At 36.1% G+C, this 24370-nt stretch carries 24 protein-coding genes and 5 pseudogenes (1 of these 29 only partly in view); 8 read left to right on the plus strand and 21 right to left on the minus strand.

The features are described 5' to 3' along the window. Window positions 1-71: 71 nt before the first annotated feature. The 6 genes from L5B90_RS07130 to L5B90_RS07155 all read right to left on the minus strand — a co-directional run bounded on the left by L5B90_RS07130 (window position 72) and on the right by L5B90_RS07155 (window position 2756). Window positions 72-539 carry a cysteine peptidase family C39 domain-containing protein gene (locus L5B90_RS07130; RefSeq protein ID WP_265762477.1) on the minus strand — a complete coding sequence of 156 codons (468 nt, stop codon included), beginning with the start codon at window positions 537-539 and terminating at the stop codon, window positions 72-74. A 20-nt stretch (window positions 540-559) separates the two neighbouring features. Next, window positions 560-922, minus strand: coding sequence for a hypothetical protein (locus L5B90_RS07135; protein ID WP_265762478.1), 363 nt, complete (start codon window positions 920-922; stop codon window positions 560-562). Window positions 923-928: 6 nt separating this feature from the next. Beyond that, the gene (locus tag L5B90_RS07140) at window positions 929-1285 is read right to left on the minus strand and encodes an HlyD family efflux transporter periplasmic adaptor subunit (protein ID WP_265762479.1); all 357 of its coding nucleotides are present in this window, start codon (window positions 1283-1285) and stop codon (window positions 929-931) included. A gap of 180 nt (window positions 1286-1465) precedes the next feature. Continuing rightward, a complete protein-coding gene (locus tag L5B90_RS07145) occupies window positions 1466-1813 on the minus strand; it encodes a biotin/lipoyl-binding protein (protein ID WP_265762480.1) in 348 nt (115 codons plus the stop codon). 257 nt (window positions 1814-2070) lie between these two features. Next, entirely contained in the window at window positions 2071-2292 is a 222-nt protein-coding gene (locus L5B90_RS07150; protein ID WP_265762481.1) for a hypothetical protein, read from the minus strand. A gap of 236 nt (window positions 2293-2528) precedes the next feature. Beyond that, on the minus strand, window positions 2529-2756 hold the full coding sequence (locus L5B90_RS07155; protein ID WP_265762482.1) for a hypothetical protein: 228 nt from the start codon (window positions 2754-2756) through the stop codon (window positions 2529-2531). Window positions 2757-3160: 404 nt separating this feature from the next. Here L5B90_RS07155 and L5B90_RS07160 point away from each other — a divergent pair, with 404 nt between their 5' ends. After that, window positions 3161-3334, plus strand: coding sequence for a hypothetical protein (locus tag L5B90_RS07160; protein WP_265762483.1), 174 nt, complete (start codon window positions 3161-3163; stop codon window positions 3332-3334). A 665-nt stretch (window positions 3335-3999) separates the two neighbouring features. Here the strand turns inward: L5B90_RS07160 and L5B90_RS07165 are convergent. The 7 genes and pseudogenes from L5B90_RS07165 to cyaY form a co-directional block, all read right to left on the minus strand. Continuing rightward, window positions 4000-4242 (minus strand): annotated as a pseudogene (locus tag L5B90_RS07165) (HRDC domain-containing protein); the annotation flags it as partial. A 149-nt stretch (window positions 4243-4391) separates the two neighbouring features. Beyond that, window positions 4392-5555 (minus strand): annotated as a pseudogene (locus tag L5B90_RS07170) (cupin domain-containing protein). Between the two features lie 21 nt (window positions 5556-5576). After that, the gene (locus tag L5B90_RS07175) at window positions 5577-5909 is read right to left on the minus strand and encodes a hypothetical protein (protein WP_265762484.1); all 333 of its coding nucleotides are present in this window, start codon (window positions 5907-5909) and stop codon (window positions 5577-5579) included. 583 nt (window positions 5910-6492) lie between these two features. Next, entirely contained in the window at window positions 6493-6699 is a 207-nt protein-coding gene (locus L5B90_RS07180) for a hypothetical protein (RefSeq protein ID WP_265762485.1), read from the minus strand. A 590-nt stretch (window positions 6700-7289) separates the two neighbouring features. After that, a complete protein-coding gene (locus L5B90_RS07185) occupies window positions 7290-7550 on the minus strand; it encodes a hypothetical protein (protein ID WP_265762486.1) in 261 nt (86 codons plus the stop codon). Window positions 7551-8626: 1076 nt separating this feature from the next. Next, on the minus strand, window positions 8627-10471 hold the full coding sequence (recQ, locus tag L5B90_RS07190) for a DNA helicase RecQ (protein ID WP_265762487.1): 1845 nt from the start codon (window positions 10469-10471) through the stop codon (window positions 8627-8629). A 61-nt stretch (window positions 10472-10532) separates the two neighbouring features. After that, entirely contained in the window at window positions 10533-10841 is a 309-nt protein-coding gene (cyaY, locus tag L5B90_RS07195; RefSeq protein WP_265762488.1) for an iron donor protein CyaY, read from the minus strand. Window positions 10842-10990: 149 nt separating this feature from the next. On the opposite strand from cyaY, the gene lptM reads away from it, so the two are divergent. The 5 genes and pseudogenes from lptM to L5B90_RS11640 all read left to right on the plus strand — a co-directional run. After that, window positions 10991-11107: an LPS translocon maturation chaperone LptM gene (gene lptM, locus L5B90_RS07200; RefSeq protein WP_250363794.1), complete on the plus strand. Its 117-nt coding sequence runs from the start codon at window positions 10991-10993 to the stop codon at window positions 11105-11107. Window positions 11108-11125: 18 nt separating this feature from the next. Next, on the plus strand, window positions 11126-12376 hold the full coding sequence (gene lysA, locus L5B90_RS07205) for a diaminopimelate decarboxylase (protein WP_265762489.1): 1251 nt from the start codon (window positions 11126-11128) through the stop codon (window positions 12374-12376). A gap of 156 nt (window positions 12377-12532) precedes the next feature. Continuing rightward, window positions 12533-12961, plus strand: coding sequence for a hypothetical protein (locus L5B90_RS07210; protein ID WP_265762490.1), 429 nt, complete (start codon window positions 12533-12535; stop codon window positions 12959-12961). Between the two features lie 70 nt (window positions 12962-13031). Continuing rightward, window positions 13032-13211: a hypothetical protein gene (locus L5B90_RS11635; RefSeq protein ID WP_442778765.1), complete on the plus strand. Its 180-nt coding sequence runs from the start codon at window positions 13032-13034 to the stop codon at window positions 13209-13211. Continuing rightward, window positions 13154-13333: pseudogene (locus L5B90_RS11640) on the plus strand (IS1595 family transposase); the annotation flags it as partial. The gene L5B90_RS11635 and the pseudogene L5B90_RS11640, both read left to right, overlap by 58 nt. A gap of 258 nt (window positions 13334-13591) precedes the next feature. On the opposite strand, the gene nadE reads toward L5B90_RS11640, so the two are convergent. The 5 genes from nadE to L5B90_RS07240 all read right to left on the minus strand — a co-directional run bounded on the left by nadE (window position 13592) and on the right by L5B90_RS07240 (window position 19260). After that, on the minus strand, window positions 13592-14329 hold the full coding sequence (gene nadE, locus L5B90_RS07220) for an NAD(+) synthase (RefSeq protein WP_265762491.1): 738 nt from the start codon (window positions 14327-14329) through the stop codon (window positions 13592-13594). 61 nt (window positions 14330-14390) lie between these two features. Next, window positions 14391-15449 carry a nicotinate phosphoribosyltransferase gene (locus tag L5B90_RS07225; protein WP_265762492.1) on the minus strand — a complete coding sequence of 353 codons (1059 nt, stop codon included), beginning with the start codon at window positions 15447-15449 and terminating at the stop codon, window positions 14391-14393. Window positions 15450-15833: 384 nt separating this feature from the next. Then, complete coding sequence (locus L5B90_RS07230) at window positions 15834-17138, minus strand: sodium ion-translocating decarboxylase subunit beta (RefSeq protein WP_265762493.1); 1305 nt, start codon at window positions 17136-17138, stop codon at window positions 15834-15836. Between the two features lie 13 nt (window positions 17139-17151). Beyond that, window positions 17152-18981 carry a sodium-extruding oxaloacetate decarboxylase subunit alpha gene (oadA, locus tag L5B90_RS07235; protein WP_265762495.1) on the minus strand — a complete coding sequence of 610 codons (1830 nt, stop codon included), beginning with the start codon at window positions 18979-18981 and terminating at the stop codon, window positions 17152-17154. Window positions 18982-19005: 24 nt separating this feature from the next. Next, entirely contained in the window at window positions 19006-19260 is a 255-nt protein-coding gene (locus L5B90_RS07240; RefSeq protein ID WP_250363789.1) for an oxaloacetate decarboxylase subunit gamma, read from the minus strand. A gap of 188 nt (window positions 19261-19448) precedes the next feature. Between L5B90_RS07240 and L5B90_RS07245 the strand changes: the two genes are divergently transcribed. After that, window positions 19449-21359: an ABC transporter ATP-binding protein gene (locus L5B90_RS07245; RefSeq protein WP_265762496.1), complete on the plus strand. Its 1911-nt coding sequence runs from the start codon at window positions 19449-19451 to the stop codon at window positions 21357-21359. A gap of 169 nt (window positions 21360-21528) precedes the next feature. Here L5B90_RS07245 and rarD read toward each other — a convergent pair whose 3' ends face one another. From rarD to L5B90_RS07260, 3 genes and pseudogenes are all read right to left on the minus strand, one after another. Next, window positions 21529-22413, minus strand: coding sequence for an EamA family transporter RarD (gene rarD, locus L5B90_RS07250; protein WP_250351212.1), 885 nt, complete (start codon window positions 22411-22413; stop codon window positions 21529-21531). Between the two features lie 36 nt (window positions 22414-22449). After that, window positions 22450-23328, minus strand: a complete 879-nt coding sequence (gene ilvY, locus L5B90_RS07255; RefSeq protein WP_250351211.1) for an HTH-type transcriptional activator IlvY — start codon at window positions 23326-23328, stop codon at window positions 22450-22452. A gap of 269 nt (window positions 23329-23597) precedes the next feature. Further along, a pseudogene (locus tag L5B90_RS07260) lies at window positions 23598-24235 on the minus strand (IS1595 family transposase). On the opposite strand from L5B90_RS07260, the pseudogene L5B90_RS07265 reads away from it, so the two are divergent. Beyond that, window positions 24235-24370, plus strand: a pseudogene (locus L5B90_RS07265) (IS1595 family transposase) (it continues 940 nt past the right edge of the window). The pseudogenes L5B90_RS07260 and L5B90_RS07265 sit on opposite strands and share 1 nt — an antisense overlap.

The following is a 24370-nucleotide window of genomic DNA, read 5'->3' on the forward strand; positions in this document are numbered from 1 at the left end:
AATTCAATTAAGAGAGAAAGAGAAAATATTTTTAATAATGCACCTTTTATACCAGAAATATTTTTAAATGTTTAATAAAGGCTAATTTTCTCATTATCCTTAGATTTTTCAAATTTTACCTCTGACCAAGCTTCTAAAGCTACTCCTGTAAAATGTTTAGAACATTCTGTAAAAGAGATATTCTTTTTACCAAAAGCAGGATAAAAAATAACAACAGATTTATCTTTCACTTTGGTTAAAACAACAAAATGATTAAAATCCAAATGTAAAATACAAGGTAAACGTAATAATTTTAATTCATCAAGTTCAAGTGAAAGTGGGCGGGTTATTAATTTAAGATCTTGTGCAATATCAATTAAATTTTTCAGTGTTGCCCCTTTAGAAGAAATACCATATTTACTACGAAGTTGAAAAAGATGAGATTCTCCTCCATAAAAACCAGCAATCATTGCTAAACAAGCCAATCCGCATTCTGCCGATTCTGTTTGTAATACGAGAGGAACTTTTCTAAAGAATGAAAAATTAAGTTTATCTAACATATCCCTGTTTTCCTATATTTTTATTCTTTTTCCATATTTTTGGTTAAACCATAAAATGGTAAAAACATCCATTCATATAGCTTTCGTTTTTCTAAAAATAGGGTTGCCTCAGCTTTCATACCGCTTAAAAATGCTAATGAGGTATGGTTATAAGAGACATTTTGATCAGGTATTTCCACAACAATTTTATATAATGGGTTATTAGGATCTGTACTAGGAACATTCTTATAAAAAGCAAGCTCTTGTAGAGAAGCAGGAACAGTCGAAATATATTTAATCGTGCCATCAAACTGTCCAAACTTCTCGAAAGGAAAAGCCCCATAACGAATATTAATTTTATTTTCAGGTTTAACAAAAGAGATTGCACTATTAGGCACCCACATTACTAACTAATACTCTCCTTTATTAGCTGGTATTAGTTGAGCTAAAGCATCTCCTTCACGAATAATTTGCCCTACAGTTGCACTGATTGATTCAATTAACCCATCTAGCGGTGCATTAACAATCAGCTCTGAAACTGATTCAAATTCAAGTAAACGAATTTTAAGATCATTTTGTTGTAATTCATAACGAATAATCTGGTTTTGAAAATCGGCTCTACGACTCTCAATTTCATTTTCTAGCCCTATAATGGCTGTTTCTTGTTGGATTAATTTTTCTTGTAAATTGTTGCGTAAAGATTTTTGATCGAAATAACGCGAACGTTGCAGAGCCACCTCATCATTAGAGGAATAACCTTTTTTCATCAATTTTTCATATTTTTCTAATGTAATGCGGTATTCTTCTGTGCTTGCGGAAACTTCATTTAAATATATTTTTGTTTCATTATAGATTTTACGGTTTTTGTCAATTTGCTTTTGTAGGTTTGTTAAGGTTTCAGTCTGATTACTTTTGACTAACGTTATAATTTCACTAAGTTTTTCTAGCTACGATTTTATTGTATTAATTGAATTAATACCAACATTACCACTATCTGTGATACGATCTAATGTAATTTTAAATAGCGGATCTCCCTTTTTTACTAGTTGATTTATTTTAATATAACTTTCTGAAATATAACCTGATTTAGATGCTGAAAGTATGATTGGATGAGGTTGCATCACAACTTCACCGTAAACAATTTCGCGGCGAGTATAACTACCAAAAGTAACATATAAAATAAAAGAACCCATAATAAAAATGGAAATAGAAAACACTAACCAACTTGGAATCTTGGAAAACAATACAGCATTACTTTTCCATTTCTGATGTTCTAGAGCTTCTTTTCTAAACATATTATTAAAACATTAATAAAACATTTTACTATTTATTTCTTAATTAACTTTCCTAAAAAATAGTAGATAAATGCTCAAAGCAACTAGGGGATCTGCTATCCATCTATTTAATTCAAATGGAAATAAAGGATAAATAAAAGTTGATAAGAAAAAGAAAAAAAATGAAAACATAAGTGTTGGGAATATATATTTTTTCATAGTTTCTCCTAAGTAATAAAGCATCACATAAGCACATGATGCTTTATTTTTAATTAAAATTAATCTCCATAAAATGAAGTATTTTCTCTTATGAATTTGTCAGGATTAGAATGAAAAATATTTACTAACTTTTCATTTTCCTTATTATAGTGTTTATATGTGGCATTCTTTAGAGGGTTAAAGAATATCTCATTTAAAGCCAAACCACCAAAAGCACTGGCTATATATCCCCACATCCCGCCATGAATTAGTTTTACTTCGTCGGTATCTAATTTTTTCATACAATTTCTCCTATGCTTTTACTTTCTCATACATTCATTGTATCTAATTTCCTGTAAAACTGGATCAGAGAATTTAATTTTACCATTCTGATGATTCATTTCCATATGGCGTGAATAATTTAAACATTTATCTTTATTAAAGTCATATTCTTCATTTTTCTTGGATAACATAGATGTACAAGAAAATAATATAATACAACTTAGTAAAGTTAATATGCTTTTAAGAATATTCATCATTAAAACCCTATAGATATATTAATGCCACCTCCAGTAATTTTTGGTTTTTCACCTGGGAATTTGCTTACTGTTACACTTGGAGTAACAGAAATATTTGATATAGGTTTAAAGGTATAGCCTCCCGAAACTCTCCCATAATTACCCCATCTTGAATGGGCGCCAAAGCCAGAAAAGCTAAATGAACCACCATTTACGTGATGTAATTCTTCATTATTTAAAGATTTCATAGTCTTTTCTCCTATGTAATTTTACCTATTTTCAACGACCTTTATAAAAGGTCATCTAAATGATAATGATTATCTTATTTGTTTGCAAGTGTTTTATATGTGATCTAAATCACAAACTTGAAAAACAACTACCAAAATCCTTAAAGAAAAATAATTTTTATAGATGTAAAGAAGTGCGAAATTAGTTTATATTAATACACTAATTTAGTGTTAAAAAATTTCATTGCATTTATTCTTTTTTATATTTTTTGTGCTATAGATCACAAAAATAAAAAAAGCAAATTTTATTAAAAATGAGATATAGATCACGTTTTTTAAATGTATTTATTATAATATTATTTTTGGTTAAAGGTGAATTTTAACCAATTTCTAAATTAATATTTAAGACTAGATAGGAGAAAACTATGAAAAATCTATCAATAGATGACATTAGATTTATTTTTGGAGGTGAAATAGACAATCTTGGAGCAACTATAGGAGGTGCTATTGGAGCAGAGCTAGGTTCTGCTTTTGGACCTGGCGGATCAAGCGTTGGAGCTATTGGTGGTGCTGTCATTGGCGATGCTATAGAAGATTAATATAGCAATTTAGAGCTTCCAGAATTTGATGATAGTTGGGAATTTGATACTTATGGAGATTTTTCGGGATTTGATTATTAAATAATTTTATTATGAAGAAATTTATTATATTTATAGCTATATTCTTTATTTTATATTTTATTGCATATTATGCTGTTGATATGAATAATAAAGAACTAAGATATATTTATTTTGGAATAATAGGGTTTTGTACATATTGCATCTCAAATAAAATATGTGCTATTCTAAAAATAAATTAATCTGCTTAGTAAGTACGGTGTAAAAAGGAATTTTATTGTGGCTTTTTATTAATGTGAAAGTAGGAATTTACTATTTTTGTAGTGTTCCTATTTTTATATTTTTAGATGAAATTAATAAAAAGCTAATTTGTCTTTATTTAAGAATGTTTTTTTAGGGGGGGAATATGTTATCAAAAAATAATCTCAAAGTTTTTATTGATAAGCTCAAATATATTTCTGCAAGCGGAAAAGTTTTCATTTTTATTGTCAGCATTATTTTTCTTGTAATATTTTACTTTTGTTATCTTTATGTAAAAGAATTACAAGAAGCTAACCTTATTTCCAGTTATCTCTCTTAGCTTGTCTATAGGAGGGCTAGTATTTATATGAAGCTATTACAGATGATTTTAAAACGATATTAATCGTTCATTTTTCGTTAGATAATTTAAGCTGTTGGCTGTTTTTTGCGCTGAGCGATTTATGCTCTTGGATAATATGCAGGAATGCCTGTCCAAAGCGCTCTAATTTGGTTGCGCCCACGCCGTTGATTTGTAGCATTTCATGCTTGCTGACGGGTTGATATTGCGCCATTTATTGCAAGGTAGCATCGTTGAACACAATATAAAGGGGGATATTTTCCTTGTCGGCAATTTGTTTGCGCAAGAAACGGCGGGTGTAACTACCAAAAGTAACATATAAAATAAAAGAATCCACTATGACAGTGTAAATAGAAACAACTAACCAACTTGGAATCTTGGAAAACAATACAGCATTACTTTTCCATTTCTGATATTCTATGGCTTCTTTTCTAAACATATTTAATTAGTATTAAGTTTTAATATACCTAAATAAGAAAGATTCCAAAGTAGTTCATTGAGTTTTTCTTCTTTGCCTTGATAAAATAAAGAAGATATTTCATTTACGGATAATTTATCATTTTCTAATAAAGATAAAATTACCTTTTTAAAATCATCATCAATAGTTATACCATACCCATTAGAGATAATTTTATTAGAGTGAGTTAAATTATCATTTTTTATTGGAAAGGAAAGTATTTCGCTTCCTGAGAACTTAGTGATATTATGGTTTCCCAATATTTCTAAATTTAAAGGTTTCTCTATACGTTTATTATCATAGAATTCTTCTATAAACTTAGAATAATTCTCTTTATCCATAATAAATTCAGAAACTTCACTTGCCAATTCTTCAAGTATTTTACGATCATGTTCATAGCAAAAAAGTGATTTTCTTGCTATTTCTTTTTTGACAATATCCTTAGCTATCCAATTTAAATAGTTATTTGCATAGGGAGGAAAAATACCTATAGCTAAATGTACAGTTTCTTCTCCTACTGGAATAGGATCGTGCCACCATCCTCTAGGAAGATAAAGAACATCTCCTGCTTCTAAAATAATGTCCATATATACGTCTTCTAGATTGGGTTCATATTCAGGCATATCCTTACTTTTGTGCATAAAAAGAGGATCCTTAAATGTTGGTGCATGAATGATCTAACGTTTCTTACCTTGCATTTGAACAGCAAAAATATCCCGGCTATCCCAGTGGCTTTTAAAAGAGCGTTTATTATTAAATGCAATGTATAAACTTGTAAAAGTATGGCATTTGCTAAAGTTAGCAATTTCTTGTGAAAAAATATCGATGCTAGGCTCATTAACAATACCATTAGCAACAAGTGTTGCACCATCTCTCATAAAGTTATATAGCGCTTCCTCTTTAAATTTATAGCGTAAATGCCCTAGATCATCATAAGCTTCTAAATAATATTCTTTTGGTAATTTTTCTCCACGATACATAACCTTAATATCATCTTCAGAGATAAGATTACATCGAGGGAAAATTTGGTTAATTTCGTTCCAACTTAATAGGTTTTCTTTTTTTACTGCATTTTTCATTAAAAGTGGTTTTTTCTCAAAAAAATTGCTTCTAAATTCTTTTTCTGAGATTGGAAAATGAATCTGCATATTATTTCTCCCTATGTAATCTTAGCAATAATTACAACCATCATTGTAATCTGAACCTGATTGGGTTTTATTTTTAAATAAACTCTCTGTAAACCCTTCTGAGGCTCCTCCAAGAAAAGAGCCTAAGATTGCACTCGTTGTTTGAGAAGTTCTGTATGCAGTACCTGCTGCACCACCAAAAGCCCCTCCTATTCCAGATGCTAGGATTCCAGAGGCTGTTATTTCCTCTCCGCTATATATTTTGCTTCCAATGTGAGAAGCTACACCGCTACCAGCACCAATGGCCATTGCTACAGCGATAGGAGGAATGCCTCCTGAAATGAGTTCATAATTACAAATATTTAATTCTTTCATAGTTTACTCCTTATTAGATATATAAAAAAACAAGTTAATAAAATTATTATCATATCAATCATATTTTTTATGTTTTTATTTTTGATTTTGTTATCTATTAATTCTTGAATAAAAAAAGAAAATAAACTTAATATAAATAATAATATTATAAAAAGATTTAATATTTTAGTATGAATGAAGTTTTGCATTAAACTATTTGATGCGATATAAATCAATATTAGACATAATATTTTAAAAAAAATATTTGAGCTTTCTTTCTTAAAAACATGGCTTTATCTATCATATAGGTAATAAAAATTGTTAATAAAGAAATTATGAGTGTTATGTACAATTTCAAAATATATACTCCTATATAGAAAAAGAAAGATTTTATATGTTTGAGTATGTTTGAGTATTTTTATTATAATAGTTCTGCAAATGAGAATTGTTATTAATATTATGTATAATAATTAATTCTGTTTTTTTGTGTCAACTATTTTTTAACATTTTGATTACATATTTTTCTTTTTGTGATCAGGCTCACAAAAACGAAAGGAGCTAAGAAGAAAGCGGGAGGAAAACAAAGAGCGGTTATTACTCTGATTCATATAGATAAAATTGCATCTGTAATAACCGATATTGCTAATCCAGTAGCAACAGCTGGTAAAGCGGGGACTCCTCTGACAAGAGAGTACCCTGCTGTTAAACCAGAAGATATGTCATAAGCCTTGATATTGGGTTCATAAGGTTCATTAGTTGTATTTTGACCTCCAAAAACCAAACTAAGCTCTTTAATAGTTAAATCAATCATTTTCTCTCTCCTTATTGTTTTTTTTAATAAAAATTATTATAAATATAATAGATGTTATGCTTAAAATTGATATTGTTAATTGTAAAAAAATGTTTTTTTGATTTAAGAATATTATATCTAGATATAAAAGCATTAAAAAATTTACTGCAGAGGTAAAAAACTAGTGAGTAACACTATTATGCTAAATTTGAGGAGTGATATTTTTTGATAACTGTTATCTTTTAAATACTTATTATATATAATAAGATATGCCCAAAATAGCGGTAACGAAAAAAGTTTCATAGTCGCCCCTCTGTTTTTATTCTAAAATAACATATTAATATAACTGGAATACTTACAATAACTGGCATTGTAAAAAGATTAAAAATTAAATTTATATACGAGTAAAAATAGCTATTATCTCTCCCTATTAAATAAAAAAGAGATGAGAAAATAAAGTAAATAATATTGAGGTTTTTATAATTTCATAAATAATTAATTTATAGCTAATTTTTTATCTCTTTTCGCCATTAAAATGGTTGTACATAAATAGGAGAACATTCCTCCCATAATTGGAGTTAGTATAGTAAGGTACATTTTTATTTATTCCACTAGCAATAATTGTAACCATCATGATAATCTGAACCTGATTGAGTGCTATTTCTTTGTGATTTTTGTATATCATTTGACATTGAATTAATTAGTCCATCGACACTACCACCTATAAAACCAGATAATAATGTTCCTCCAATTCTTCCTCCGATAGCTCCTCCTGCTATAGATCCAATTACTCCAGAAACTGTAGGATTTTGTTCTCCCATGGCTTGGGAACCTGCATAAGTAGCTAATTCAACGCCAGCTCCACTTGCCATAGCTATAAATATTGGAGCTACGCTGCCCTGATATTAATTCACAATCTTTAATGGTTAATTCTTTCATATTATTCTCCTATGATAAATTAAATATAAAGGGATATTTTCCAATATGCTCAAAAAATTTTCTGGTGATATAAGTATTGAATAAAACTAACGTTAATAAAAGCAAGGATTTTACTAATTCATTTTCTAAATTTAATCTTTTTATCAGTAATCTTGATAATATATAGGGTGGAATTATCATAATAAAAACCCAAGCTATAATATTTATTAAAATAATATTTGTGTTATTGTTGATCATTTTTATATTTCTCCTGAGATACCATTATAAATATAGGAGTTTACTTAACATCAACATACTGTTAATTATATTATTTTCCCTCTCTATTAGATTTAAGACATTTCCACGCATATATAATGTATGGTAATGATATGATAAGTGAAAGACTACATAGATATACTATATTTTTCAAATATAATAATTGTTTAAAGTTAAAATCTATTATAATAAAATATCTTATTAATATAACAATTATATTTATTAATATTATTTTTTTTGAAATCAATAATATGTTGCCATTATTTTTTCTTAATAAAAATAGCATAAATGGTATCATTAGTAATAATGATGAAAAACCTATTTTAAAGTAAAAATACATTGTTTCCATCTGTTATTTTCCCCAAAATCGTATATTTCTATCACTGTGATCGTGAAACATCATAAAATAGATATATTTCATTTATATTCATTTTTTCTCCTGTTTTTGTTATAAAAATAAAGTAAAAATAAGATACTGACATAAAAGAAAATAACATGTACATTAAATATGTCAGATAATATTCTAGAAAAATATATACTCCTATATAGAAAAAGAAAGATTTTATATGTGTGAGTATTTTCATTGTAATAGTACCGCAAATGAGAATTGTTATTAATATTATGATGGTTATTAATTCTGTTTTTTGTGTCAACTATTTTTTAACATTTTGATTACATACGTTTCGTTTTTGTGATCAGGTTCACAAAAAAGAGAGGAGCTGAGGAAGAAAACAGGGGGGAAAACAAAGTGCGGTTATTTTTCGTTAGATAATTTAAGCTGTTGGCCGTTTTTTGCGCTGAGCGATTTATGCTCTTGGATTATATGCAGGAATGCCTGTCCGAAGCGCTCTAATTTGGTTGCGCCCACGCCGTTGATTTGTAGCATTTCGCGTTTGTTGGTGGGTTGATATTGTGCCATTTCTTGCAAGGTGGCATCGTTGAATACAATATAAGGGGGGATATTTTCTTTGTCGGCAATTTGTTTGCGCAAGAAACGCAGGCGAGCAAACAGATCTTTGTCGTAATTTTGCACCGCACTTTTTTGCGCACTTTGTGCGGTCATAATGGAAGAAACCCTTGGCATAGCCAGTTCTAAAGGCTGTTCACCACGCAAAATTGGGCGCGCGTTTTCCGTCAGTTGTAACACCGAATGAAATTGATTCATCACTTGTTGCACAAGCCCAAGATGAATCAGTTGGCGGATCACTGATTGCCAATATTCTTTGCTTTTGTCTTTGCCAATGCCATACACACTCAGTTGATCGTGCTGGTTGTCTTTAATTTTTTGATTTTGCATTCCACGCAATACGCCAATCACATAATGTACGCCGAACATTTGCCCTACGCGATAAATGGTGGACATTACCTTTTGCGCGTCAATTAAGCCATCATATTTTTTCGGCGGATCAAGGCAAATATCGCAGTTTCCACAAGGCGCTTGGCGATGTTCACCAAAATAATTCAGCAAAACTAAACGGCGGCAGGTTTGGCTTTCGGCGAACTCACCGATGGCTTCTAATTTATGTTGTTCAATTTGGCGTTGCGGGCTTTCCGGTTTTTCCAGCAGCATTTTTTGTAACCACGCATAATCGGCGGGTTCGTAAAACAATACGGCTTCAGCTGGCAAATCATCACGTCCTGCACGCCCTGTTTCTTGGTAATACGCTTCGATACTACGCGGTAAATCAAAATGCGCCACAAACCGCACGTTGGATTTATTAATGCCCATTCCAAAAGCAATGGTTGCCACCACCACTTGCACATTATCACGCTGAAAAGCACGTTGCACTTGTTCGCGCTGGTTGGCTTCCATTCCTGCGTGATAGGCTTGGGCTGAAACGCCTTTTTTGCGTAAACTTTCCGCCAAACGTTCCACTTTATTGCGGCTGTTGCAATAAACGATACCGCTTTTGCCCTTTTGCCCTAGTACAAATTGGCATAGTTGTTCCATTGGCTTAAATTTTTCCACCAAGGTGTAGCGAATATTTGGGCGATCAAAACTGCCGATATAAATATGCGGGTTATCCAGTTGTAAGTGGTGCAAAATATCTTGCCTTGTGGCACTGTCAGCGGTGGCGGTGAGTGCCATTATCGGGGCATTGGGAAAGCAACGTTTTAAGCCACCCAGTTGGGTGTATTCAGGGCGGAAATCGTGTCCCCATTGGGAAATACAATGGGCTTCATCAATAGCAATAAAGCTCACTTGGCAATGGGAAATAAATTGAAAAAAACTGGTTGTCATCGCCTTTTCGGGCGAAATATAAAGTAATTTGAGTTGCCCTGAAATCGCCTTATTTTGCACGATTTGCTGTTGCTCAAAGGTTTGTGTGGAATTGAGATAATCCACTTCGATACCGTTGGCAAGCAATTGATCCACTTGATCTTTCATTAACGAAATCAGTGGCGAAATGACTAAGGTTAAACCTGAAAAGCAAAGTGCAGGAATTTGATAGCAAAGGGATTTTCCGTTTCCCGTTGCCATAATCACGAGGCTATCTTGGTGTGAAAGGGCGGCGTTGATGACTTCTTCTTGTCCGTTGCGGAAAGATTGGTAACCAAAGACCTCATTCAAAACTTGAAGTGCGGTGTTTTTTTTCATTATTTTTTGCGAAAAACTCGTTAAAAATGCACCGCACTTTGTTTATTGATGAAATAGGGCATTAGGCAAAATGCACTTGCTCGCCGTGTACGCGACAGGCTTCTTCCAAGCATTGCCAGAATAATTTGCCGTCATTGGCAATCCATTGTCCCTCTTTGAAAGCAAAGTGGAAACCGCCCGCTTTGCTGGCAAGCCAGAGTTCAAGTAACGGCTCTTGCTTATTTACTACCACTTGGCTGCGATCAGAAAAGGTGATGGTAAACACCGAACCTTGCGTGTCGCAATCCACATCACAATCTTGCTCTTCTAATTGCTCTTCAATTTTGAGCCAAACTTGCTCAATATTTTGATGAAATTCTGTAACGTTCATAATTTTTCCATAAGCGAAATAGATAAGGCAGAATTATAGAGAGTTTTTACGATTTATACAAAGTGCAAAATGATGTAAAAAAGAATAGATCTTTCTATAAATATCGTTATTATGCGTAAGATTTATAAGATAAACCAAGAGAATATAAGATGAAAAAGCTAATTTTTATCCTCACTTTAGGGGCAGTTACGCTTTCTGCCACCGCTTGTGGTGTGAAAGGCCCACTTTATTTCCCTGAACAACAACATTCACAAACACAACAATAAGCATTCAAGGACAAGCTAATGGATTTTTTTCAATATCAAGATGATCAACTGATGGCGGAGCAAGTTCCGGTAAGTAAAATAGCACAACAATTTGGTACACCGGCTTATGTTTATTCACGGGCTACGCTTGAGCGGCATTGGCACGCCTTTGATAATGCCTTAGGCAATCACCAACATTTAATTTGCTTTGCGGTGAAATCTAACCCAAATTTAGCCATTTTAAATGTGATGGCAAAACTTGGCTCGGGCTTTGATATTGTATCGCAAGGGGAATTAGAACGTGTGCTTGCCGCTGGTGGTGAAGCAAACAAAATCGTTTTTTCTGGCGTAGCAAAATCTGAACAGGAAATTGAACGTGCGTTAAATGTGGGCATTCGTTGCTTTAATGTCGAAAGCCTTGCCGAGCTTTACCGTATTAATGACATAGCAGGGCGGTTAAATAAAATCGCGCCTATTTCTTTACGCGTGAACCCAGATGTGGACGCGCACACGCATCCTTATATTTCTACCGGCTTAAAAGAAAATAAATTCGGTGTGAGCGTTGATGAAGCGCGTGAAGTGTATCGCATCGCAAGCCAGTTACCCCATATTAAAATCACCGGAATGGATTGCCATATTGGTTCGCAACTTACCGAAATTCAACCGTTCCTTGATGCGACTGATCGCTTGATTGTACTAATGAAACAATTAGAACAAGACGGGATTAAGCTTGAACATTTAGATTTAGGTGGCGGATTGGGCGTAACCTATAAAGACGAAAATGCGCCGCACCCAAGTGAATATGCAAAAGCCTTATTAGCCAAGTTAAAGGATTATCCAAACTTGGAAATTATCCTTGAACCGGGCCGTGCGATTACCGCCAACGCAGGGATTTTGGTGACTAAAGTGGAATATCTAAAAAGCAACGAAAGCCGCAACTTTGCCATTGTAGATACCGGAATGAATGATATGATCCGCCCTGCGTTGTATCAAGCTTATATGAATATCATTGAAGTGGATCGTCGCCAACCACGCGAAAGCAAGATTTATGATGTGGTTGGGCCAATTTGTGAAACCTCTGATTTCTTAGGCAAACAGCGTGAACTTGCCATTGCTCAAGGGGATCTTATTGCCCAACGTTCTGCCGGAGCTTACGGCGCAAGTATGGCATCAACCTATAACTCTCGCCCAAGAGCCATTGAAGTGATGGTGGACGGCGATCAAGCTCATTTGATCAAACGCCGTGAAACTTTCCCTGAATTATGGCAGTTGGAAAGTTTATTGCCGTAAAAATAATAGAAATAACTCACATTTTTGTGGGTTATTTTTTTAGGTTTTGATGAACTTTATATCTCTCAAAATAGAAAGTGAAATTTTATTTTACTAAAATAAAGTGCGGTGCGATTTTGCTGAATTTTCTCTCCAAATAATTATTAAGGTAACGCAATGAAAAAACATTTAGAATGTTTAAATATGATGATAATTGGATTTGGTGGTATGATGGTTAGGCGTGTTGAAAAATCAGGCTGGGTGTCTGGCTATGAGCTTGAGTTTGTACTTTTATCGCTCATCATTTTACTTTCTATTATTTACTTTTCTACCTTATATATTAATAAAAATACCATTAAACTGAATAATCCATTTAATGGCTTAAATGCAAAAGGTCGTAATTTACTTTTGTTTTATTTTGCGTGTTGTTTAATGATTTTTTGCCTCTGCTATTTCTTGGGTAAAAAATATAGTTTGGATACGTTTTTAGTCCTAATCTATTTTAGTATTTTAGGTGTAATATTGAGTTTCTTTTATACTAAAATTCTTCGCTTTGTGAAGAAAAATTATTCTTTAGATAAAAAAGAAGGGGCTGTATTAGATTAACACTTATGTTAGTTATATAAAAATAAAGAAATTTATACAGAGAAAACTGCTAGAGTTTTTTGTGCTTGAAATGACAGCCCGTTCAGCAGCAAATTTACTAGAAATTACTCCTAATTCTGCCGCCTTATTTTATCGTAAGATCAGAGAGGTGATTAGCGACCATTTAGTTCAAGATGCCAATTTAGTAGATGTAAAAATCATATTAATAATAGGATTGAAAATTTTTGGAGTCAGTCTAAACGAGCACTAAGAAAATATAACGGAATTAACAAGAAATCTTTTCCGTTATCCTTGAAAGAATGTGAATTTCGGTTTAACTTTGGCACACCAAAAGAATTGCTAAAAACACTGCGATTTTGGTGTGGGATTTAGGGTTAATATAGTACAATCCCAAAGATTTTTATAACGTTCCAATAAAAAGTAATGCCATCAATGTATAAGCAATAATATAAGGTAATTAAAGATAGTAAGAATTGGTAGTAGACTTAATAATGCTTATTTGATAGTAGCGCAGGTGAGAAGGAGTGAATACGACAAATTCTAATGTAATATTTAGATTTGTTTTATAAACTCCTTGAGAAGAAGAGCATAATTGATATAAAGAAAACAGATGCAGTGATGCTTTCCACATTATGGCAACTTAGGTTTTACAGGTGAAGCAGGCAATCTACGTTTATGGCGTGAGCGTTGATGCCAAAAATCAATTTGTTTTCTGCCTTGTGCGGAGATAGGTTCACCGCGTAAAAAGGCATCAATTTCTTGATAAGTTACGCCCATTTCTTGTTCGTCTGTTTGCCCTTCCCATAAGCCCGCACTGGGGGCTTTAGTGAGGATTTGTTGAGGCACATTCAATAGCCTTGCTAGCTCATAAACTTGTTCTTTGCGTAAGGCTAATAAAGGGGCAATATCCACACCGCCATCACCAAATTTGGTGAAATAGCCCGTAAACCATTCTGCAGCGTTATCTGTTCCCACTACAATGGCTTGGTGGCTTTGCGCGTAAGCATAAAGTGCAAGCATTCTCAAACGGGCTTGCACATTGCCGTTGATCACGACTTGGCGTTGCGCATTTTGATTGAATAGTGGAGACATCGAATCCATAAAACATTCATAGAGTGGCGTGATGGGGAGGGTTAATAAAGGGCATTTTGCACTTTTGGCAACCAGCTTGGCATCTTCTACATCTTGTGTACTGGTTGTGGTAGAAGGTAGCAATAGACCTTGTACCGGTGAGCCCGTTCGCATTAATAAATGGCTGACTACCGCAGAGTCAATACCTCCGCTAATGCCGACTACATAGCCAAGGGCATTATGATCTTGCCGTTGTTGCTCAATCCATTGAATTAAATAGACTAAATAATCTTTCATTGGAATTCTCCTTACTATAAATATTCATAATTATTCCCAATGCTTGGGAGAGAAAAACTCGCTAAAAATGCACCGCACTTAAGCGTGGATTAACACGGTAGCGTCTTCCCACTTTTGCTTGTTCTTTGTTGTTTAAACGCACACAATCACCCGTAAAATCAATGGAGACTTTGAGTAAAGAAGCACCGATTCCATAGTAATCCACCGGGGCATTTTGTTGTTCAAAATGTTGAATTTTTTGTTTGTTAAAGCCACCACTCACAACAATTTTCACCCATGGAAACCCCGCTCGATCCAGCTGATAGCGTAGCTGTTTGATTAAAGGCACATTGACACCGCGTAAATCTTCTTGCCCAAAGGTTTCTTGGTGGGTTAAGAAGTAGCGATCTATCATATTGGCGGAGGTATCAACGCGCACTGCATAGAGTTTTTCACCGAAATGTTTTGCTACCTCTAAGCTATCGGTAATCACATCATTGTTGTAATCAACCAAAGCGGTAAGGGGAGAATGAGGATAAACTTGCATATAGGCTTCGCAAGCTTGAATAAGGTCACCATCAAACAGTTGAATAAGGGAATGTGGCATTGTGCCTACGCCTGTTCCGCCTTGGTATTGGTGCATCGCATCAGTGGCTTGCATTGTTGCTCCGCCAATATAGGCGGCGTAGCCATCAGTAGGTTGCAAAGTAAAATAATCATTGCGATCGCCCATAAAAATAATGGGTTTTCTGTTGGCGGCTTTGATCGTTTCGTGCACATTGGTGGCGATGGAGGTACAACGACTTAGAATGCCATCAATAATCCCTTCGAGATAGGCAAAATCCTCATAAAATCCTTCAACAATTAATACACTTTCAAAGGGCGTGATTGCGTCTCCATCATTTAATGCCCAAATTTTTAATCTTTCTGGATTTCGCGCAAAACGTTGTAGTAAGGCGATGGCTTCATCAACGCCACATAAAATGGCCTGTTGTTTTTGGAAAAATTGCATAGTTACCCATTGCTTTGGTTTCTTTTGTTCTGCAATATGTTTTGCCTTTAGAAAATAGCTTGCAGAAAAGTATCCCTCTCCGATTCGCTCATCAAAATTAAAGGTTTTGAGATGGGTGTTTTGTGACATATACTTTCTCTTTTTTTGTTTTTTTTCTTTACTCATAGTAGAAATGGATATTAGATTATTTATTTTGTGTATTTTGTGCTACATTTTTATTATTTACAACAAAAATATATCATTGTAAGGGAAATAAAAGTTGATCAAGTGGGAGCATAATGATTATCAGAAAAATGTAAAAGATATTATTAAAGAGAGAGTTAAATAATCCAAAGGTAAAACCATTGTTGAAGTCAAAATTTTTAGCTTATCAATAGTAAATATCATATAAAGTTCCTTTTGATAAGATGCCATTAGTTTTACAATGCAGGGTATGCTTGGTATCGGAAAAGAAAAAACTATAATCTTCTAAACGGGAGCAAAGCCACCTAAAGGCGGCTTTTTTTATGTGTTTTACATAATGGCTGAAATATATTTCAACATTACCCCTGCTGCAATCGCTGAGCCAATAACGCCAGCGACATTTGGTCCCATTGCGTGCATTAATAGGAAGTTTTGGTGATCCGCTTCTAAACCAATTTTGTTCGCAACACGAGCCGCCATTGGTACGGCAGATACACCAGCGGCACCAATAAGCGGGTTAATTGGATTTTTACTAAAGCGGTTCATTAATTTTGCCATTAACACGCCAGATGCCGTGCCGATAGCAAAAGCGATCATTCCTAATAATAAAATGCCAAGGGTTTGTGGTTGTAGGAATTTATCTGCGACTAATTTTGCTCCGACAGAAAGCCCTAAGAAGATTGTTACGATATTAATGAGGGCATTTTGTGCCGTATCATTTAAACGTTCAACCACACCGCTCACACGCATTAAATTACCAAAGCAGAACATACCTAATAATGGTGCTGCATCAGGTAAAAGCAATGCGACAAGCACTAATAACACGATTGGAAACAAGATTTTTTCGCGGTTGCTTACGGTACGCAGTTGCACCATTCGGATTTTGCGTTCTTGCTGTGAAGTGAGCGCTTTCATAATCGGCGGCTGAATTAATGGCACGAGCGCCATATAAGAATAGGCTGCCACGGCGATCGCACCTAATAATTCAGGGGCTAGTTTGCTCGCAAGATAAATGGCAGTTGGACCGTCTGCTCCACCAATAATGCCGATTGCGGCAGCTTGTGGTAGGGTAAAGTCAATAATACCAAGCCAGTTTAACCCTAATGCGCCTAATACTGTGGCAAAAATCCCAAATTGGGCTGCAGCCCCTAAGAGTAATGTTCGTGGATTAGCAAGGAGGGGGCCGAAATCCGTCATTGCCCCTACGCCCATAAAAATAATGAGGGGGGCAACGCCATAACCAATCGCTACTTTATAGAATAATGCTAACACCCCAGCACTATAACCCATATCGCCTGCTATGACTTCTAATTCATTTTGTACAGAAGGTAAGGCATTGTTAAGTGCGGCTTTAATAGCAATAGGATCGGCAATAGTACCTAATTTACTGGCAATAATCGCGAGCTGTTGGCTTGTTCCATTATGTAGCAAGTTATCCAGCGCAGTCATGGCTAATCCAGCTTCTGGAATATTAGAGAGCAGTCCACCAAAACCAATAGGCAATAATAACAAGGGCTCAAATTTACGGGCAATGGCAAGCCATAAGAGCAGGAGGCTGACGCCAATCATCACCGCCTGCCCCCATTCTAGGTGCATAATGCCCATTCCTCGTAGTAAAGATAAAATACTTTCCATTTTTCCCCCGCACTTATGCTAAGGTTAATAAGGTATCGCCCACAGCAACGGAATCACCGGCTTTCACGCTGATGTTTTGCACCGTTCCCGCTTGTGAGGCGCGGATTTCCGTTTCCATTTTCATTGCCTCAAGAATGAGCAATACATCACCCTCTGCCACTTTTTGCCCCTCGGTTGCCACCACTTTCCAAATTGTGCCTGCCATTGGTGCGGTCACGGCAGTGCCTGAGGCTGTTTGTGGAGCGGGTTGAGACGCGGGTGATGGCTGTGGCGCAGTTTGAACAGGTTGTGGGGCAACAGGCGTGATTTGATTAATATCACCACCCTTGCTTACTTTCACCACAAAGGCTTTGCCTTCTAACTCCACAGTATAAACTGCGGAACCTGAAGTGCGTTGTTTTTCAAGTGCGGTTGTTTTTTGTGATGTTTTTTCACCGGCTTGAGCTTCACTTGGTGCCGGTTCAAAGGCATCAGGATTGCCTCGATTTTCGAGGAATTTTAAGCCAACTTGTGGGAATAATGCCACGATCAGCACATCATCAATTTCATTATCAGAGAGCTTAATGCCTTTTTCTTTCGCCTGTTGTTTTATTTCTGAGATCAATTTTTCCATTTCTGGCTCAAGATGATCCGCAGGGCGATCGGTAATTGGTGCGCCCTCCTCTAATACACGGGCTTGTAATTCCGCATTTACTGGCGCTGGTGTGCGGCCGTATTCACCTTTTAAAATTCCTGCGGTTTCTTTCGCAATGGTTTTGTAGCGTTCACCCATTAATACATTGATCACCGCTTGCGTTCCAACGATTTGCGAAGTTGGCGTAACTAATGGAATATAGCCTAAATCTTCCCGCACTTTTGGAATTTCTTGCAATACTAAATCCAATTTATCGGAGGCATTTTGTTGTTTTAATTGGCTTTCAAGGTTCGTGAGCATTCCACCCGGTACTTGTGCCACTAAAATACGGCTATCAACGCCTTTTAATTGCCCCTCAAATTTATGATATTTTTTACGAACATCGCGGAAATAAGCAGCAATTTTCTCTAATTTTTGAATATCTAATCCCGTATCATAAGGTGTGCCTTTTAAGGTGGCGACCAAGGCTTCTGTGGCTGGATGTCCATAAGTTCCACTCATTGAAGAAATGGCCGTATCCACGCCATCTACGCCTGCTTCAATGGCTTTTAACAATGCCATTTCTGCCATTCCCGTTGTGGCGTGGCAGTGAAGGTGAAGTTGAACATCAAAGCGGGATTTTATCTCACTGACTAAGTGGTATGCTTCCATTGGAGAAAGAATGCCGGACATATCTTTAATTACCAGAGAATCAATGCCGATCGCTAATAATTGTTCTGTGGTGTCAAGCCAAGTTTGTAAAGTATGCACAGGGCTAGTGGTATAACTGAGCGTACCTTGTGCGTGTCCGCCATTTTTACGCACAGCTTGTAAGGCTTGTTTCATATTACGTGGATCATTCATTGCATCAAAGACACGGAATACGCTCATACCATTTGCGACAGCACGTTCCACAAAACGATCGACCACATCATCAGCATAATGGCGATAGCCAAGTAAATTTTGCCCACGTAACAACATTTGTAGTGGTGTTTTCGGCATTGCTTTTTTTAATTCACGCAAACGTACCCAAGGATCTTCACCTAGAAAACGAATACACGCATCAAAGGTTGCGCCCCCCCACGCTTCAAGCGACCAGTAGCCAATTTCATCAAGCTCGGCGGCGATAGGTAACATATCCTCAAGACGTAAACGCGTCGCAAAAAGAGATTGGTGAGCGTCACGTAAAACAACATCAGTTACAGCAATTTTTTTCTTTTCAACAGTCATTGTCTTTTCTCCAACGTAATCAATTTAATGCCCTTGGTTACGGCGATGGTGTGCAATCGCCGCCACAATAATTGGGCGTAATCTTTCTAAATCATCTGTTTGAGTGGATTGTGCTTTTATCGGTGCAGGTGGACTGAGAACAGGCTCAGGAAAAAAGCGATTTACCAGTTTCGACATTAATCCAATCGCAAAAATTAGGATTAATAAGAAAACCAGTACAAACCCCATTCCCGAAAGCATCAAGTTTATGCCTTCTTGCATAAGTTCAGCGTTTGTCATTTTTATACCTCAAAGATGTAAAACAGCATTTTGTATCATAGCCTGTTTTTTATTGAAAAAAATTGAACTAGATCACATTGTTGAAAAGGGTTTTTAAAAAATTTCCAATAAAAAATTGGAATAATTGGCAATTTTTATAAAAACGTGGAAAATAACCGTTTTGTTGATCAGAGATAAACCGAAATTTAATGATTTTATTTACCAACCTTTCGTTAAAACGTGGGCAAACTACGTTGCTAGAAAATGCCAATGCAACCATTAATCCCAAGCAAAAAGTCGGCTTGGTAGGCAAAAATGGCTGTGGCAAATCCTCGCTACTCGCGTTACTCAAAAAAGAAATTAGTGCAGAGGGCGGAGAGGTGAGCTATCCCTCAAATTGGGCAATCTCTTGGGTGAATCAAGAAACCCCAGCGCTTGCTATTTCTGCTCTGGATTATGTGATTTTAGGTGATCGCCAATATGTCGCGTTACAGCAACAGCTAGAACAAGCTAATCTAAACAATGACGGCAATGCGATTGCGCGCATTCACGAACAGTTAGATACCATTGATGCGTGGACAATCCAAGCACGAGCGGCGGCATTGTTAAATGGATTGGGCTTTAGTCAAGATGCCCTTAGCCAGCCTGTGAGTGCTTTTTCGGGTGGTTGGCGTATGCGTCTGAATTTAGCACAAGCCTTGCTATGTCCTTCCGATCTGTTGTTACTTGATGAACCCACCAACCACTTAGATTTAGATGCAGTGATCTGGCTTGAGCGCTGGTTACAACAGTATCAAGGTACGCTAGTTTTGATCTCTCACGATCGCGATTTTCTTGATCCTGTGGTAGATAAAATTCTGCATATTGAAAATCAAAAAATTAATGAATACACCGGGGATTATTCCTCTTTTGAAAAACAACGTGCGGAAAAATTAGCACAACAAAGCGCACTTTATCGCCAACAGCAACAAAAAATTTCACATTTACAAAAATATATCGATCGTTTTAAGGCGAAAGCCACCAAAGCCAAACAAGCACAAAGCCGAATGAAAGCCTTGGCGCGTATGGAGCTTATCGCCCCCGCTTATGTGGATAATCCCTTTACCTTTGAATTTCGTGAACCGTTCGCATTACCTAACCCATTGCTTTCAATGGAAAAAGTGAGTGCAGGTTACGAAAATAACGGACAAACTACAGAAATTCTTAAACAAATAAAATTAAATCTGGTACCGGGTTCACGTATTGGTTTGCTAGGTAAAAATGGCGCGGGGAAATCCACTTTAATCAAATTATTAGCGGCAGAAATCACCGCACTTTCAGGCAATATTCAGCTTGCAAAAGGCGTGCAGCTAGGTTATTTCGCCCAGCATCAATTAGATACACTTCGAGCAGAAGAAACCGCCTTATGGCATTTACAAAAACTTGCCCCACAGCAAACAGAGCAACAACTGCGCGATTATCTCGGCAGTTTTGCTTTCTATGGTGATAAAGTTAATGAGCCAGTGGTTAATTTTTCAGGTGGGGAAAAAGCGCGCTTAGTATTAGCATTGATTGTTTGGCAACGCCCAAATTTACTTTTATTAGATGAGCCGACGAATCATTTAGATTTAGATATGCGTCAAGCCTTAACGGAAGCATTGGTAGATTATCAAGGTTCGCTCGTCATCGTTTCTCACGATCGCCATCTATTACGCAATACGGTAGATGAATTTTATCTCGTTCACGATGGGCAAGTAGAAGAATTTAAAGGTGATTTAGCGGATTACCAAAAATGGCTTAACGAACAAAACAGCCAAAGCCAGCCTTCTGCCAAAATAGAAAGCAATAAAGAAAGCAGTCAAAATCGCAAAGAACAAAAACGCAAAGAAGCAGAACGCCGTCAGCAACTTGCCCCATTGAAGAAATCGCTTACGCAATGGGAAAACAAAATGGATAGCATTGCTCAACAACTTGCAGAGATAGAACAACAACTTGCCAATAGCGATCTGTATCAAGCAGAAATGAAAGAAAATCTTACCGCACTTTTAAAAGATCAGGCGGAATACAAAAAACAGTTAGAAACGGCTGAAATTGAATGGTTCACCGTGCAGGAAGAAATTGAAACGCTATTAGGCGGTTAAAACGAAAGTGCGGTGCTTTTTTTAGTATTTTTAGGGTGAATGAATTATTCGCTCTTGTATTTTTTATATTTTGTATAAACAACTAAAATAAGTCTGTGTAGAAGAAGCTAAAAATTCTGTAAAATTTGCACCGCACTTCACATTTCTTTATGCAAAAAATGGCGTGTATTTAGTAACTGACAGGCGTTGTTTTTCGCTGTATTACTCGTAATCCATCAATGATGATCAAGCCCATTCCGATCATTAACGATAAAAAGAGCGGGTAATTTTCTGCGTCAATATTTTCCCCAATAAACAACGAAACGGCGAGCATCATTATCGGTTCGGCGTAACCTAATAGTCCTAGCACATTAATTGGCAATAAACTGCTTGCCATAATGTAAGCATTAAAGGCAATGCCACTGAGTAAGCCGAGTAGAAATAATAAAGACAAAATATGGGGATTCACCAACTGCACTTCTGCAATGTTTACTTGAGCGGCAAAATAGATACACACGGGTAAGGTCAGAACCATTTCAATGGCGAAGCTGGTAATATCATTGAGCTTAAACCATTTTCGCATCATAAAATAAATGGCATAGCCACACACTGCAAGGCTTTCCCAAGAAAGCCCTCCTTTGCTATAAATGTTAAAACCAATACCGATTGCGGCGATGATAATGGCAAGAAATTTAAGTGGGGAGATGCGTTCTTTAAAGAAAATCCGCCCAGCTGCCACTAAAACAAGAGGTAATAGCAAATAACCAAGGGAAACACTCAATGCACCTCCATTGTTTGGCGCCCACAAAAAAAGCCACATTTGAAACCCCATCATACTGCCGTTAAATAAGAAAACAAGCAGTAACCAAGGCTCGCGTTTAATTCGTTTTAAGTGAGCGATCAGCATATATTTTTGGCGGAAAATAAACACCGCAGCAATCACAAAAGGCGCAGTAAAAACAACACGATAGCCAAAAATATCTTCGCCACTTAATGGAAGTAATAACGTGGAAAAGTAATAAATGTAGCCAAATAGCATTGAAGCCAAAAGTGAAAAGCCAATCCCTTTTAACATAGCCCACCTAAATTTAAATGAAATGATAACCGCACTTTACTCTAACATTTGCCAAAATGCACGAACTAAGGGCAAATTTAAACGGTTCTTTTGCATACAAAGCCCTAAATCAAAAGGCTGTACTGGCGTATCAATGGTTAATGTTGAAACCTGTGAATTAAGTGGGCTATTTTCGATCACGACATCAGGCAATAAGGCGACACCACAACCGAGCGCTACCATTGAGACAATTCCTTCGTGTCCTGATACTGTCGCATAGATTGTGGGATGTTTAATTTTTTTCTGCTGAAACCATTGATCAATTCGCTGTCTAGCAGGCCCTTCTACGGGCAAAATAAAGGGAACTTTTTGCCAATCAATAGGCATTTGTTGCAATAATTGCGTGGTTGCGCAGGCAACGCGTGGCGCAATGAGGGAAAGGGTGATAGCATCAATATAATGAAACATGACATTTTGTGGTAAATGCGCAGGTCGCCCAGCTAAAGCTAAATCCACTTGCTGGCGCTGGATCATTTCTAATGCTTGAGCTGGATCACCCGTAGTGAGCTGAATTTCTACTTTGGGATAACGCAAACGAAATTTTTCTAACATTTGGGGCAAATGGCTATACGCGGCGGTAACCGAACAAAATAGCCTTAATTCACCTTGTAATTCTTGCTGATTGGTATGAAATTGCTGTTTTAAAGATAACCATTGTTGCCATTGTTGATAAGCAAATTGTAAAAACAACTCCCCAGCGGGTGTGAGAGAAACCTTACGATTATCGCGTAATAACAAAGTTTCCCCTAATGCCTCTTCAATCCGTTTAATTTGCCGTGAAAGGGTAGAAGGCGACATATAATGCTGTTCTGCTGTTTTGGCAAAATGTTTATTTTCAGCTAAATCAATAAATAGTTTAAGATCTTGAAATTCCATTAAGTTTTTCTCGATAAAAAGAGGTTTTATTGCAGAGGATTCATCTGTGTGTTTCCTAATGATAGGAATGATAAGCTTAAGTGGGTAAACATATAGATCTGTACTTACCAAAATTTGTAAAAAAATCACCGCACTTAACTTTCTACGGTGTATTACTATACATCCTTATTAGGATTAACGCAGAAAAATTTAGGTTGAATTAGAGAGATTTTGGAATTGTACTAGATAATGAGACTGGCTTGATTAAAAAAAGGGGCTGTTCTAGATAACTAGACCAAACTCCCTTTAACTAGTTGTTTTAAAATGGAAATTTGAGTTTTTATGTCACTGTAATCAAAACGCCATTCGCATTCCTTTAAATAAAGCTCAAAATGGGCTTTAGGAATGCCATTAAATTTGCGTAAATGGCGTTTTGCTTGGCTCCAAAAATTCTCAATTCCATTAATGTGGTTATGATTTTCAGCAAAATGTGTGCTGTGGTTGATACGAAAATGGCTAAATTCACTCACATCAAGCACATCATAACTACGATAAGTATCGGTGTAAACAATACTATCAGGCTTTACTTTCTCTCGAATAATAGGTAACAAGGCGGCTGATTGAGTATTCGGAACCGCAACGGTATAAACCTTGCCATTGCGTTTAAGGAGCCCGAATACCGCGATTTTCCCTGCCGCGCCACGACCAGGTTTACCTTTGCGGGCACCACCAAAATAACTTTCATCGGCTTCAATTTCACCTTCAAACATTTCTAAGTGTAGGCTATTTTGATAGATGAGCAGGCGTAAACGATGAAAGTAGTATGCTGCTGTCGTTTTGTTTACATTGCAGTCCTTGCTGTAACCCCTGCTACAAATAGCTCAATGAGTTTATTTTGTTTATGCTGACTTAGACGACTTTTTCTCATTGGTTCATTCTAACCTAAATAGAGTTTTTAGTCGTTATCTAGGACAGCCCCTTTTATTATCTAGCTCTGCAAGACAATTAAGTCCGCTTAAGATAGCCCGTCTATCTGATGCGGCTGCATTTTCTTTATTGCATG

Origin of the sequence: Avibacterium sp. 20-129, assembly GCF_026226845.1 — a bacterium.
Taxonomy (GTDB): domain Bacteria; phylum Pseudomonadota; class Gammaproteobacteria; order Enterobacterales; family Pasteurellaceae; genus Avibacterium.